Genomic DNA, 14,819 nt, shown 5'->3' with positions numbered 1-14,819 from the left:
ACGATGGACACTCCAAAACCGCCACAAAAACCCGCGCACCTGCTGGATGACCTCGAGTCGATCCGCCAACTGCTCGGCGACGACAACCTGCAACCGCCACTGCTGACCGACACGGTCGTGCACGAGCCAGTGCATGACGAACAGATCCCCCTGCTGTTCGACCCGATCAACGGCCAGCCGGAACCCAAGCCTGCTGCCAAGACCGAAGCCAAAGGGCCCGACGCCCTGTTGCACCTGGACCGCGAACTGCGCGCTGCTGCGCAGTTGATCATGCAAGACGTCATCGACGACTTCGCCCCGCACATCGAGACCGAGATCAAGCGTCGGCTGGATGCACGGATGGAGCGCTTGCTCAGTCAGTACGAATAAAAGCACTCCCCCCGCTTTTTGTGGCGAGGGAGCTTGCTCCCGCTCGGCTGCAAAGCAGCCGTAACACTGGCGAGCAGCCCCCTCTCACTCACCTTGACACTTTTGGGGGCCGCTTCGCGCCCCAGCGGGAGCAAGCTCCCTCGCCACAGGATTTGTTGCGCCTGTTAATACGCGCTCACTGCGTACTGGCTCGCCCTGCGTCCTTCGCCCCGCTATACTTCCCGGCTTTTCCTGAATAAATGCCAATAGGGTCCCGCCGCGCATGGATAAGACCTACCAGCCGCACGCCATTGAAACTTCCTGGTACAACACCTGGGAGTCCGAGAATTATTTCGCTCCGCAAGGCGCGGGCGATTCCTACACCATCATGATCCCGCCGCCTAACGTCACTGGCAGCCTGCACATGGGCCACGGTTTCAACAACGCGATCATGGACGCCCTGATCCGTTTCCGCCGCATGCAGGGTCGCAACACCTTGTGGCAGCCGGGTACCGACCACGCCGGTATCGCCACGCAGATGCTGGTGGAGCGTCGCCTCGAAGCCCAGGGCCAGAATCGCCATGACCTGGGTCGCGAAAAATTCCTGGAGAAAGTCTGGGAATGGAAAGACGAGTCCGGTGGCAACATCAGCCGCCAGATCCGTCGCCTCGGCTCGTCGGTAGACTGGAGCCGCGAGCGCTTCACCATGGACGATGGCCTCTCCGAAGCGGTGAAAGAAGCCTTTGTACGCCTGCACGAAGACGGGCTGATCTATCGCGGCAAGCGCCTGGTCAACTGGGACACCAAGTTGCACACGGCCATTTCCGACCTCGAAGTGGAGAACCATGACGAGAAAGGTTTCCTGTGGAACCTGAAGTACCCACTGGCCGACGGCGCCAAGACCGCCGAAGGCAAGGATTACCTGATCGTCGCCACCACGCGTCCGGAAACCATGTTGGGCGACTCGGCCGTGGCGGTGAACCCGAACGATGAACGCTACCAGGCGCTGATCGGCAAGTTCGTCGAGCTGCCCCTGGTTGGCCGTCGTATCCCGATCATCGGCGACGACTACTGCGACCCGGAATTCGGCACCGGCTGTGTGAAAATCACCCCGGCCCACGACTTCAACGACTACGAAGTCGGCAAGCGCCACAACCTGCCGCTGCTGAACATCTTCGACAAGAACGCCAACGTCCTACCGGCAGCCCAGGTGTTCAACCTGGACGGCACGCTGAACGAGAGCATCGACGGCCAGATCCCGGCTGAATACGCCGGCCTTGACCGTTTCGAGGCACGCAAGCAGATCGTCGCGGCGTTCGACGCCGCCGGCCTGCTGGTCAGCGTCGACGATCATGCCCTGAAAGTTCCGAAAGGCGACCGCTCCGGCACCATCATCGAGCCGTGGTTGACCGACCAGTGGTACGTGTCCACCAAGCCGCTGGCTGAACCTGCGATTGCCGCCGTGGAAGATGGCCGCATCCAGTTCGTGCCCAAGCAATACGAAAACATGTACTTCTCGTGGATGCGCGACATCCAGGATTGGTGCATCAGCCGCCAGCTGTGGTGGGGCCATCGCATCCCGGCCTGGTACGACGAGTCGGGCAAGGTCTATGTCGGCCGCGATGAAGCCGAAGTCCGCGCCAAGCACAACCTCGGTCCGGACGTCGCCCTGGCGCAGGACAACGACGTCCTCGACACCTGGTTCAGTTCGGGCCTGTGGACCTTCTCCACCCTGGGCTGGCCGCAACAGACCGAGTTCCTGAAGAAATTCCACTCCACCGACGTGCTGGTCACCGGTTTCGATATCATTTTCTTCTGGGTCGCCCGGATGATCATGCTGACCATGCACCTGGTGAAGAACGAAGACGGCACACCGCAAGTGCCGTTCAAGACGGTCTATGTCCACGGCCTGGTGCGCGATGGCCAGGGCCAGAAGATGTCCAAGTCCAAGGGCAACGTCCTCGACCCGCTGGACATCATCGACGGCATCGACCTGGAAACCCTGGTGCAGAAACGCACCTCCGGCCTGATGCAGCCAAAACTGGCGAAGAAGATCGAGAAGGCCACCCGCGAAGAGTTCGCCGAGGGCATCGCCAGCTACGGCACCGACGCCCTGCGCTTCACCTTCTGCTCGCTGGCGTCCACCGGTCGCGACATCAAGTTCGACATGGGTCGCGTCGAAGGCTACCGCAACTTCTGCAACAAGATCTGGAACGCCGCGCGCTACGTGCTGGATAAAGGTGAAGACTGCGGCCAGAACGGCGAAGCCTTCGAGCTGACCCTGGCTGATCGCTGGATCATCTCCCAGCTGCAACGCACCGAGGCCGAAGTGACCCGCCAGTTGGATCAGTTCCGTTTCGACCTGGCCGCACAAGCCTTGTACGAGTTCATCTGGAACCAGTACTGCGACTGGTACCTGGAGCTGTCCAAGCCAGTGCTGTGGGACGAAAACGCCCCGGTCGAGCGCCAGCGCGGCACCCGTCGCACCCTGGTGCGCGTATTGGAAGTGGCCCTGCGCCTGGCGCATCCGTTCATGCCGTTCATCACCGAGGAAATCTGGCAGCGCATCGCACCGCTGGCCGGCGCCCAAGGCAAGACGATCATGCTGCAACCTTGGCCTGTGGCCAACGAAAGCCGCATCGATCCGGCGGCCGAAGACGACATCGAATGGCTCAAGACCTTCATGCTCGGCCTGCGTAACATCCGCGCCGAAATGAACATCGGCCCGGGCAAGCCGCTAACCCTGTTCCTGAAGAATGCCAGCGCCGAAGACCTGCGCCGCCTCAACGAGAACGAGGCGCTGCTCAAGAAACTGGCGAAGCTCGAATCGGTGACCGTCCTGGCTGCCGGCGAAGAAGCGCCACTGTCGGCCACCGCCCTGGTCGGCGAGATGGAAGTGCTGGTGCCAATGGCGGGCCTGATCGACAAGGCCGCGGAACTGGCGCGCCTGGACAAGGAAATCCTGCGCCTCAAAGGCGAAGTGCAGCGGGTCGGCGGCAAGCTGTCCAACGCCGGCTTCGTCGACAAGGCGCCGGCCGAAGTCATCGAGAAAGAACGGGCCAAACTGGCCGAGGCCGAACAGGCCTTGGGCAAACTGGCCGAGCAGCACGCGCGGATCTCCAGCCTGTAACGGTGGTTCGTCGCTGAAGGAGGAGGCCCTGGTGGCCTCCTTCTTTTTGCCTGGCACTTTCTCACTCCTGCTCGCTCCCACATTTGAACTGTGCAGTCATCAAGACCAGGCCGGATGTGGGACAATGCCCGCCACTTTTGAGCCATCCCGAATCGACTCGCCCATGACCGCCCCCCGCATACCCAAACCAGCCCGCCAGAAGCCCAAGTCCACCCCAGAGGCTAAAACCGTGGCGCCGCGTGAGAAGGCCAGCCTGCATCCGCGCAACCGCCACCAGGGCCGCTATGACTTCCCAGCGTTGATCAAGAGCACGCCGGAACTGGCGAAGTTCGTGATCATCAACCCCTACGGTAAAGAAAGCATCGACTTTGCCAGCCCCGAAGCCGTACGGGTGTTCAACCGGGCGCTGCTCAAAGCTTTCTATGGCATCGCCCACTGGGATATCCCGGCCGATTACCTGTGCCCGCCGGTGCCAGGTCGGGCGGACTATGTGCATTTCCTCGCCGATTTGCTCGCCAGCCACAACGCCGGTGAAATCCCCCGCGGGGCAGCAGTCAAGGTGCTGGACATTGGCACCGGCGCCAACTGCGTCTATCCGTTGATCGGCTACAGCGACTACCGCTGGCACTTCCTCGGTTCGGAGATCGACCCAACGGCCATCGCCTCGGCCAAGGCCATCGTCCAGTCCAATGGCTTGAACAAAGCCATCCAGTTGCGCCAGCAAGCCAACCGCAAGCAGATTCTCCTGGGCCTGCTGGAAGACACCGAACGGTTCGACCTGACGATGTGCAACCCGCCGTTCCATGCGTCCCTGGAGGAAGCCACCAAGGGCAGCCAGCGCAAGTGGCGGGCACTGGGCAAGGCCGATCCGAAGCGCAAGCTGCCGGTGCTGAATTTCGGCGGGCAGGCTGCGGAGCTGTGGTGCGAGGGTGGGGAAGCCCGGTTCGTGACGCAACTGATCGGCGAAAGCGCGCAGTTGGCCGGGCAAGTGCTGTGGTTCAGCACCCTGGTGTCAAAAGCGTCGAACCTGCCGGCGATTCAAACCGCGCTGAAAAAGGCCGGGGCGCTGCACAGCCAGGTGGTGGAGATGTCCCAGGGCCAGAAGCAGAGTCGCTTCGTGGCCTGGACCTTCCAGACCGAGTCCCAGCAACAGGCCTGGCGCCAGGCGCGCTGGGTCCGTAAGGACTGAATCGCGATAGCGCCACGCCTGTGGCGAGGGAGCTTGCTCCCGCTGGGGCGCGAAGCGGCCCTAAAACCCGGCGACGCAGTGGATCAGGTTGATTGAGTGAGCTTGAGAGGGGGGCTGCTGCGCAGCCCAGCGGGAGCAAGCTCCCTCGCCACAAAAGCATCCCGGTCAACCAACCGATTTGCTCTTGAAACTGACACCGATTCAAGGCATTCCCCTAACCCACCCCGTGCCCAATTCCCCGTGGCGAGGGAGCTTGCTCCCGCTGGGGCGCGCAGCGGCCCTAAAACCCGGCAACGCGGTGGAACAGGTTGATTGAATGAGCTTGAGAGGGGGCTGCTGCGCAGCCCAGCGGGAGCAAGCTCCCTCGCCACAAAAAGCCTCGTCCTCGCTGTTTCCTCTTTGCGCACCAATTTGTTACCGAATGCCCCAGCGTGGCGCAATGCCATGCTTCTGTGACCCGCCGATTGCCCTCTCGAAAACCCTCTTAAAAAATTTCATGCCGCTCAGCAGCCCAGAAATCACAAGGCTTTCAGCCAATTCCCAAGCGTTTCTGAACACAACCTCCAACAAGTTGGCCGCTTGATTGCATATGCTTGTACATACAAGTAAAGACGTATGCGTATGAGTCACTGATATTCAACGCAACGTTCGCTAAATCGCTGCCCACTGCCCGGGCTGGTCTGGATTGATCGCTGAGGAGTTTTTGCTGTGACCGACGCTACCCGCAAACCTGAAAAATACCGTGACGTTGAAATCCGTGCCCCTCGCGGTAACACGCTGACCGCCAAGAGCTGGCTGACTGAAGCGCCGCTGCGCATGCTGATGAACAACCTCGACCCGGAAGTGGCCGAGAACCCCAAGGAACTGGTGGTCTACGGTGGCATTGGCCGTGCGGCGCGCAACTGGGAGTGCTACGACAAGATCGTCGAAAGCCTGACCAACCTGAACGACGACGAAACCCTGCTGGTGCAATCCGGCAAGCCGGTGGGTGTGTTCAAGACCCACAGCAACGCCCCTCGCGTCCTGATCGCCAACTCCAACCTGGTGCCGCACTGGGCCAGTTGGGAGCACTTCAACGAACTCGACGCCAAGGGCCTGGCCATGTACGGCCAGATGACCGCCGGCAGCTGGATCTACATCGGCAGCCAGGGCATCGTGCAGGGTACCTACGAAACTTTCGTCGAGGCTGGTCGCCAGCACTACGACTCCAACCTCAAGGGGCGCTGGGTCCTGACCGCCGGCCTGGGCGGCATGGGCGGTGCGCAACCCTTGGCCGCGACCCTGGCCGGTGCGTGCTCGCTGAACATCGAGTGCCAGCAGGTGAGCATCGATTTCCGCCTGAAAACCCGCTATGTCGACGAGCAAGCCACCGACCTCGACGACGCCCTGGCGCGCATCGAGAAATACACCGCCGAAGGCAAGGCGATTTCCATCGCCCTGTGCGGGAACGCTGCCGAGATCCTGCCGGAAATGGTCCGTCGTGGTGTGCGTCCGGACATGGTCACCGACCAGACCAGCGCCCACGACCCGCTCAACGGCTACCTGCCGGCCGGCTGGACCTGGGACGAGTACCGTGCCCGCGCCAAGACCGAACCTGCCTCCGTGGTGAAGGCTGCCAAGCAATCGATGGCCGTCCACGTCAAAGCCATGCTGGCCTTCCAGAAAATGGGCGTGCCGACCTTCGACTACGGTAACAACATTCGCCAGATGGCTCAGGAAGAGGGCGTCGAAAATGCCTTCGACTTCCCTGGTTTCGTCCCGGCCTACATCCGTCCGCTGTTCTGCCGCGGTATCGGTCCGTTCCGCTGGGCTGCGCTGTCCGGTGATCCGCAGGACATCTACAAGACCGACGCCAAGGTCAAGGAACTGATCCCCGACGACGCCCACCTGCACAACTGGCTGGACATGGCCCGCGAGCGCATCAGCTTCCAGGGTTTGCCGGCACGGATCTGCTGGGTCGGCCTGGGCCAGCGCGCCAAGTTGGGCCTGGCCTTCAACGAAATGGTGCGCAGCGGTGAATTGTCGGCGCCGATCGTGATCGGTCGCGACCATCTGGACTCCGGTTCCGTGGCCAGCCCGAACCGTGAAACCGAATCCATGCAGGACGGCTCCGACGCCGTTTCCGACTGGCCACTGCTCAACGCCTTGCTCAACACCGCCAGCGGCGCGACCTGGGTGTCGTTGCACCACGGTGGCGGCGTCGGTATGGGCTTCTCCCAGCACTCGGGCATGGTGATTGTCTGTGACGGTACCGACGAAGCGGCCGAGCGCATTGCCCGCGTGCTGCACAACGACCCGGCTACGGGTGTGATGCGTCATGCCGATGCCGGTTACCAGATCGCGATCGATTGCGCGAAAGAGCAGGGGCTGAACTTGCCGATGATCACTGGCAAGTAACCCCCGGCCCCCTGTGGGAGCGAGCAAGCTCGCTCCCACAGGGAAGCAGCAGCGCAATGAATTCCAGAACAATCCACAGAGGTTGAACCATGGCTGTCAGTAGCACACGCGCAAGCAGCAAGCCGTTGATCGAGAAACGTTCGATCGACTACATCCCGGAAGCGGAGCGACACGGTCGGCTGTTGAGCCAGTTCACCCTCTGGATGGGGGCCAACCTGCAAATCACTGCCATTGTCACCGGTGCATTGGCGGTGGTGCTTGGCGGTGATGTGTTCTGGTCGTTGATCGGTTTGCTGATCGGCCAAGTGCTCGGCGGTGGCGTCATGGCCTTGCATGCCGCGCAAGGGCCCAAGCTTGGCCTGCCGCAGATGATCTCCAGTCGGGTGCAGTTCGGTGTGTATGGCGCGGCCATCCCGATCGTGCTGGTGTGCCTGATGTACCTGGGTTTCACCGCGACGGGCACCGTGCTTTCCGGTCAGGCGCTGGGCCAGTTGTTTGATGTCAGCGACAGTGTCGGCATCCTCATTTTCGCCAGTGTCATCGTGTTGGTCACGGTGCTTGGTTATCGGGTGATTCACTTCATTGGCCGTGTCGCCAGCATCCTGGGTGTGATCGCCTTCGTTTACCTGTTCGCTCGCCTGATGAGCCAGACGGACGTTGGCGCACTCCTGCAAATCCGCCATTTCAGCTGGAGCAGCTTCCTGCTGGCGGTGTCGCTCGCGGCCTCCTGGCAGATCGCTTTCGGCCCCTATGTGGCGGACTACTCGCGTTACCTGCCGAGCCAAACTTCCTCGGTGAAAACCTTTTTTGCCGCAGGCGCAGGTTCAGTCATCGGCGCGCAGGTGGCGATGATCCTCGGCGTGTTTGCCGCGGCCTCGGCCAATGGGCAGTTCGCCGGTCACGAAGTGGCCTACATCGTGGGCCTGGGCGGTACCGGCGCCACGGCTGCGCTGCTGTACTTCAGCATCGCATTCGGCAAGGTCACCATCTCCACGCTGAACTCCTACGGCAGCTTCATGTGCATCGCGACCATCATCAGCGGTTTTCGTGGTCACCTGAACGTCACGCGCTTGCAGCGTCTGGTCTTCGTGCTGGTCATCGTCGGCGCTGCGACGCTGATCGCGCTACTCGGTCAGCACTCGTTCCTCGGTGCGTTCAAGTCTTTCATCCTGTTCCTGCTGGCGTTCTTTACGCCTTGGAGCGCGATCAACCTGGTGGACTACTACTGCATCACCCGCGAGCGTTATGACGTGCCGGCACTGGCCGATCCGAATGGGCGCTACGGTCGTTGGAACGCCTTGGGTATCAGCGTCTATGTCTTCGGTGTACTGGTTCAACTGCCGTTTATCGCCACCAAGTTCTATACCGGTCCGCTGGTGGAAGCCATGGGCGGTGTGGATATTTCCTGGATCATCGGCCTGGTGGTTCCGGCGGCGCTGTATTACGTCGTCGCCAAGAAGTGGCACAGCGCTGTACCCGATCAATTGATCCTGCCGCTCGAGCAGGACACGGTTGACGCACAACCGAGCAGGGCGGGCCGCATCCAAGCGGTCTGATGGGACGTTGACAGGGCTGGATGCCTCTTGACTGCCGTAAGCCAATCCAACTGATTAGGAGCGTCACATAATGAAGTCGAACAAGACCCTGCTGACCACATTGCTTTCCATGGGCCTGCTGGCCGGCGCCGGCGCCACACAAGCGGCGGGTTGGTGCGAGTCGGGCAAACCGGTGAAGTTCGCCGGCCTGAACTGGGAAAGCGGCATGCTGCTGACCGACGTCCTGCAAGTGGTGCTGGAAAAAGGCTACGGCTGCAAGACCGACAGCCTGCCAGGCAACTCCATCACCATGGAAAATGCCCTGAGCAGCAACGACATCCAGGTGTTTGCCGAAGAGTGGGTCGGCCGCAGCGAGGTGTGGAACAAGGCCGAGAAGGCCGGCAAGGTGGTCGGCGTCGGCGCCCCGGTGGTGGGGGCCATCGAAGGCTGGTATGTGCCGCGCTACGTGGTTGAGGGCGACGCCAAGCGCAAGCTCGAAGCCAAGGCCCCGGGCCTGAAGAACATCGCCGACCTGGGTCAATACGCTGCCGTGTTCAAGGACCCGGAAGAGCCGTCCAAGGGCCGTTTCTACAACTGCCCGGCCGGTTGGACCTGTGAGCTGGACAACAGCGAAATGCTGAAAAGCTATGGCCTGGAAAAAACCTACACCAACTTCCGTCCAGGCACCGGCCCGGCCCTGGATGCGGCGGTGCTGTCGAGCTACAAGCGTGGCGAGCCGATCCTGTTCTACTACTGGTCGCCGACGCCGCTGATGGGCCAGGTGGACCTAGTGAAACTGGAAGAAAAACCGGGCGTGGATAAAAGCGTGAGCATCAAGGTCGGCCTGTCCAAGACCTTCCACGACGAAGCCCCGGAACTGGTGGCGGTGCTGGAAAAGGTCAACCTGCCGATCGATATCCTGAACCAGAACCTCGGGCGCATGGCCAAGGAGCGGATCGAGTCGCCGAAGCTGGCGAAGATCTTCCTGAAGGAACATCCTGAAGTCTGGCACGCCTGGGTCAGTGAAGACGCTGCCAAGAAAATCGACGCGGCTCTGTAGGTCGAATCTTTCCCGGCCAACCGTGGGGCTGGCCGGGACGTTCACTGCATCCACCTGATCGAGAGTCTCTTATGTTTCCCGAAAGCTTTACCTTCTCCATCGCCGACTGGGTCAACGGTTGGGTCGACTCCCTGGTGACCAACTATGGCGATGTGTTCCGGCACATCTCCGACACCTTGCTGTGGGCCATCGTCAACCTCGAAGGCCTGCTGCGCATGGCGCCCTGGTGGCTGATGCTGGCCATCGTCGGCGGCATTGCCTGGCACGCCACCCGCAAGGTCGTGGCCACGGCAGTGATCGTCGGGCTGCTGTTCCTGGTGGGCGCGGTGGGCCTGTGGGACAAACTGATGCAGACCCTCGCCCTGATGCTGGTGGCGACGCTGATCTCGGTGTTGATCGGCATTCCCCTGGGCATCCTCTCGGCGCGCAGCAATCGCCTGCGTTCGGTGCTGATGCCGCTGCTGGACATCATGCAGACCATGCCGAGCTTCGTGTACCTGATTCCGGTGTTGATGCTGTTCGGCCTGGGCAAGGTCCCGGCGATTTTCGCCACGGTGATCTATGCCGCGCCGCCATTGATCCGCCTGACCGACCTGGGGATTCGCCAGGTGGACGGCGAAGTGATGGAAGCCATCAACGCCTTTGGCGCCAACCGCTGGCAACAGCTGTTCGGCGTGCAACTGCCCCTGGCCCTGCCGAGCATCATGGCCGGGATCAACCAGACCACCATGATGGCCCTGTCGATGGTCGTCATCGCTTCGATGATCGGTGCCCGCGGCCTGGGTGAAGACGTACTGGTGGGCATCCAGACCCTCAACGTCGGCCGTGGCCTGGAAGCCGGGCTGGCAATCGTGATTCTCGCCGTGGTCATCGACCGTATTACCCAGGCCTATGGTCGTCCTCGGCATGAGGTGAGCAAATGAGCAACGCAGCCATCAGCAAAATCGAAGTCAAGAACGTCTTCAAGATTTTCGGCAATCGCTCCAAGGAAGCCCTGGCGCTGATCCGCCAGGACAAGACCAAGGACCAGGTGCTGGCCGAAACCGGTTGCGTGGTCGGTGTGAACGACCTGTCGCTGAGCATTGGTACCGGCGAGATCTTCGTGATCATGGGGCTGTCCGGTTCTGGCAAGTCCACTCTGGTGCGCCACTTCAACCGGCTGATCGACCCTACCAGCGGCGCGATCCTGGTGGACGGTGAAGACATCCTGCAACTGGACATGGACGCCCTGCGCGAGTTTCGCCGGCACAAGATCAGCATGGTGTTCCAGAGCTTCGGCCTGCTGCCCCACAAGAGCGTCCTGGACAACGTCGCCTATGGCTTGAAAGTGCGCGGCGAGAGCAAGCAGGTGTGCGCCGAACGGGCGCTGCACTGGATCAACACCGTGGGCCTGAAGGGCTACGAGAACAAATACCCGCACCAGCTCTCTGGCGGCATGCGCCAGCGCGTGGGCCTGGCCCGGGCCTTGGCGGCGGACACCGACATCATCTTGATGGACGAAGCCTTCAGCGCCCTCGACCCGCTGATCCGTGCGGAAATGCAGGACCAGTTGCTGGAGCTGCAAAAGACCCTGCACAAGACCATCGTCTTCATCACCCACGACCTCGACGAGGCCGTGCGCATTGGCAACCGCATCGCGATTCTCAAGGACGGCAAGCTGATCCAGGTCGGCACGCCCCGGGAGATCCTGCATTCGCCGGCGGATGAGTATGTCGATCGGTTCGTGCAGCGGCGAGCGGCGGTGGTGTGAGGCTGTGGTGGTCGGTGTGCTTTTGTGGCGAGGGAGCTTGCTCCCGCTGGGTGGCGCAGCCGCCCCAAAAATCTTGTGAGCGCTGCGCACTCAAGCGGGAGCAAGCTCCCTCGCCACAAGGGCTATGCCTTGAGCCAGATGTGCTGCTGAGATGAATTTTCCATGAGGTTGAAGATGTCCCAGGCTGAAAAAATCGTAATCGCCGACGCCCCGTTGCGTTGGCAGGATGTGGTCGCCGTCGCCCGCTTCGGTGCCGAGCTTGAGCTGTCGGCCCAGGCCTGGGCGCGGATCGACAATGCCCAGGCCATCGTCCAGCGCATCGTCGAAAGCGGTGAGCGCGCCTATGGCGTCAACACCGGCCTGGGGGCCTTGTGCAATGTTTCGCTCAAGGACGAACAGCTCAGCCAACTGTCGCGCAACACCCTGCTCAGCCATGCCTGTGGCGTCGGTGCGCCGCTTTCCGATGAACAGACCCGGGCGATTCTCTGCGCCGCCATTCTCAATTACAGCCAAGGCAAGTCCGGCATCCATCGCCGGGTGGTCGAAGCGTTGCTGGCGCTGCTCAACCGGGGCATCACACCGCAGGTGCCGTCCCAGGGTTCGGTGGGTTACCTGACCCACATGGCCCACATCAGCATCGCGCTTTTGGGCGTCGGCCAGGTCAGCTATCGCGGGCACATCGTTTCGGCGCAACAGGCCTTGGCTGCCGAAGGCTTGCAACCGGTGCAGTTGGGCGCCAAGGACGGTTTGTGCCTGGTCAACGGCACCCCGTGCATGACCGGCCTCAGCTGCCTGGCCCTGGCCGATGCGACGCGGCTGGTGCAATGGGCCGACGTGATCGGCGCCATGAGCTTCGAGGCCCTGCGCGGGCAGATTGCCGCGTTCGATGCCGAGATCATCGCCCTCAAGCCGCACCCGGGCATGCAGCAGGTCGGGGTCAACTTGCGGGCCTTGCTCGACGGCAGCGAAGTCATCGCCTCAAGCTTGGGCATTCGTACCCAGGACGCCTTGAGTATCCGCTCGATTCCGCAGGTGCACGGTGCCGCTCGCGATCAGCTGGCGCATGCGCGGCAACAGATCGAAACCGAACTCAACGCCGCCACCGACAACCCGCTGTTGCTCGGCACGCCTGAGCATTTCCGGGTGATGTCCCAGGCCAACCCCCACGGTCAGTCGGTGGCGATGGCGGCGGACCTGCTGGCGATTGCCATGGCTGAGATCGGCTCCATCGCCGAGCGTCGTCTCGACCGCTTGATCAACCCCCACGTCAGCGGCCTGCCGGCCTTCCTGGTAGCCAACCCCGGGGTGAATTCGGGGATGATGATCGTGCAATACGTCGCCGCGTCGCTGTGCGCGGAAAACAAGCAACTGGCGCAACCGGCGGTGCTCGACAACTTCGTCACCTCGGGCCTGCAAGAAGATCATTTGAGCATGGGCACCAACGCGGCCTTGAAGCTGCACAGGGCGCTGGAAAACTGCACGCAGATCCTCGCCATCGAATACCTGCTGGCGGCCCAGGCCTTTGAATTTCTCAAGGCCCAGCGCTTCGGCACCGGCACCGACATCGCTTGGAAACTGCTGCGCGAGCGCGTGCCGGCCTACGATCAGGATCGCTGGCTGGCGCCGGACATCGCCAGTGCCGCTGGCCTGCTTAAAGACCCGAGCATGCTGCGAAGCGTATTACCGAATTTGAATTGATCAAAAAAGCGCCAGCGTGCCAAGGCACCTATAGCCCATAAAGCATCGCCCAAAAGGCGAAGGTGACGGATAACGGAACATTCCGGAGCGACTGGCGGGTAAAAACAAAACTCTCAAAAGGAGCAATACATGACTGCCTTAAACCTGATTCCCGGCCAATTGAGCCTGGCTCAATTGCGCGACATCTATCAGCAACCGGTGACCTTGAGCCTGGACGCCAGCGCGTCGGCGCAGATCGAGGCCAGCGTCGCCTGCGTTGAACAGATTCTGGCCGAGAATCGCACCGCCTACGGCATCAATACCGGTTTCGGCCTGCTGGCCTCGACCCGCATCGCCAGCGAAGACCTGGAAAACCTGCAGCGTTCCCTGGTGCTGTCCCATGCCGCCGGCGTGGGCGAGCCGATCAGCGATGCGCTGGTGCGGCTGGTCATGGTGCTCAAGGTCAACAGCCTGAGCCGGGGTTTCTCCGGCATCCGTCGGCAGGTGATCGATGCGCTGATCGCGCTGATCAATGCCGAGGTCTATCCGCACATTCCGCTTAAAGGTTCGGTCGGTGCTTCCGGCGACCTGGCCCCGCTGGCCCACATGTCCCTGGTGCTGCTGGGCGAAGGCAAGGCGCGCTATAAAGGCGAATGGTTGCCGGCTGTCGAGGCACTGAAAGTGGCCGGCCTCGCGCCGCTGACCCTGGCCGCGAAAGAAGGCTTGGCGTTGCTCAACGGCACCCAGGTGTCCACCGCGTTTGCCCTGCGTGGCCTGTTCGAAGGCGAAGACCTGTTTGCCGGTGCCCTGGCCCTGGGTGGCCTCACGGTGGAAGCGGTGCTTGGCTCGCGCTCGCCGTTCGATGCACGCATCCATGCCGCCCGTGGCCAGAAAGGCCAGATCGACGCCGCCGCTGCCTACCGCGATCTGCTGGGCGAGCGCAGCGAAGTCTCCGATTCGCACCAGAACTGCGACAAGGTCCAGGACCCGTACTCCCTGCGCTGCCAGCCGCAAGTGATGGGCGCCTGCCTGACCCAGTTCCGCCAGGCCGCCGAGGTATTGGTGATCGAGGCCAACGCGGTGTCGGATAACCCGCTGGTGTTCGCCGCCGAGGGCGACGTGATTTCCGGCGGCAACTTCCACGCCGAACCGGTGGCGATGGCCGCCGACAACATGGCCTTGGCGATTGCCGAAATCGGCTCCCTGAGCGAGCGCCGGATTTCGTTGATGATGGACAAGCACATGTCGCAGTTGCCGCCGTTCCTGGTGGCCAATGGCGGGGTGAACTCCGGCTTCATGATCGCCCAGGTCACCGCGGCGGCCCTGGCCAGCGAAAACAAGGCGCTGTCCCATCCGCATTCGGTGGACAGCCTGCCGACCTCGGCCAACCAGGAAGACCACGTTTCCATGGCCCCGGCTGCCGGCAAGCGTCTGTGGGAAATGGCCGAAAATACCCGTGGGATCCTCGCGGTGGAATGGCTTGCGGCTTGCCAGGGGCTGGACCTGCGTGGCGGCTTGAAGACCTCCACGAAGCTGGAGCGGGCCCGGGGGCTGTTGCGTGCGCAAGTGCCGTTTTACGAGAAGGACCGCTTCTTTGCACCGGACATCAATGCGGCCAGTGAATTGCTGGCGAGTCGGTGCCTGAACGAGCTGGTCACGGCGCAGTTGTTGCCGAGCCTGTAAGGCTGATTCGATCGTTCCCACGCTCTGCGTGGGAACGCCTCATGGGACGC

The 14,819-nt window shown here is 62.2% G+C and carries 10 protein-coding genes; all 10 read left to right on the top strand.

Annotation, left to right across the window (positions count from 1 at the left end):
• Positions 1-3: 3 nt before the first annotated feature.
• The 10 genes from V7773_RS12170 to hutH (V7773_RS12125) all read left to right on the top strand — a co-directional run bounded on the left by V7773_RS12170 (position 4) and on the right by hutH (V7773_RS12125) (position 14,769).
• Positions 4-369, top strand: a complete 366-nt coding sequence (locus tag V7773_RS12170; protein ID WP_027911412.1) for a hypothetical protein — start codon at positions 4-6, stop codon at positions 367-369.
• A gap of 262 nt (positions 370-631) precedes the next feature.
• Positions 632-3,478: a valine--tRNA ligase gene (locus V7773_RS12165; RefSeq protein WP_063324527.1), complete on the top strand. Its 2,847-nt coding sequence runs from the start codon at positions 632-634 to the stop codon at positions 3,476-3,478.
• 163 nt (positions 3,479-3,641) lie between these two features.
• Entirely contained in the window at positions 3,642-4,667 is a 1,026-nt protein-coding gene (gene rlmF, locus V7773_RS12160) for a 23S rRNA (adenine(1618)-N(6))-methyltransferase RlmF (RefSeq protein WP_336073582.1), read from the top strand.
• A 708-nt stretch (positions 4,668-5,375) separates the two neighbouring features.
• Entirely contained in the window at positions 5,376-7,064 is a 1,689-nt protein-coding gene (gene hutU, locus V7773_RS12155) for a urocanate hydratase (protein ID WP_336073581.1), read from the top strand.
• An 89-nt stretch (positions 7,065-7,153) separates the two neighbouring features.
• A complete protein-coding gene (locus V7773_RS12150) occupies positions 7,154-8,620 on the top strand; it encodes a purine-cytosine permease family protein (protein ID WP_092222288.1) in 1,467 nt (488 codons plus the stop codon).
• A 70-nt stretch (positions 8,621-8,690) separates the two neighbouring features.
• Entirely contained in the window at positions 8,691-9,659 is a 969-nt protein-coding gene (locus V7773_RS12145) for an ABC transporter substrate-binding protein (protein WP_336073580.1), read from the top strand.
• Between the two features lie 71 nt (positions 9,660-9,730).
• Entirely contained in the window at positions 9,731-10,582 is an 852-nt protein-coding gene (locus tag V7773_RS12140; RefSeq protein WP_003196893.1) for an ABC transporter permease, read from the top strand.
• Complete coding sequence (locus V7773_RS12135; RefSeq protein WP_092151007.1) at positions 10,579-11,409, top strand: quaternary amine ABC transporter ATP-binding protein; 831 nt, start codon at positions 10,579-10,581, stop codon at positions 11,407-11,409. Before V7773_RS12140 ends, V7773_RS12135 begins: the two co-directional genes overlap by 4 nt.
• A 174-nt stretch (positions 11,410-11,583) precedes the next feature.
• Positions 11,584-13,107 (top strand): histidine ammonia-lyase, encoded by a 1,524-nt coding sequence (hutH, locus tag V7773_RS12130; RefSeq protein ID WP_336073578.1) that lies wholly within the window; start codon positions 11,584-11,586, stop codon positions 13,105-13,107.
• A gap of 129 nt (positions 13,108-13,236) precedes the next feature.
• On the top strand, positions 13,237-14,769 hold the full coding sequence (gene hutH, locus V7773_RS12125) for a histidine ammonia-lyase (RefSeq protein ID WP_063323336.1): 1,533 nt from the start codon (positions 13,237-13,239) through the stop codon (positions 14,767-14,769).
• Positions 14,770-14,819: the final 50 nt, after the last annotated feature.

The sequence above is a fragment of the Pseudomonas sp. 3JA genome (genome assembly GCF_036961705.1).
Lineage (GTDB): Bacteria > Pseudomonadota > Gammaproteobacteria > Pseudomonadales > Pseudomonadaceae > Aquipseudomonas > Aquipseudomonas fluorescens_Q.
Note: the sequence above shows the minus strand (reverse complement) of the source record. Positions and strands in the feature narration are given on the sequence as shown.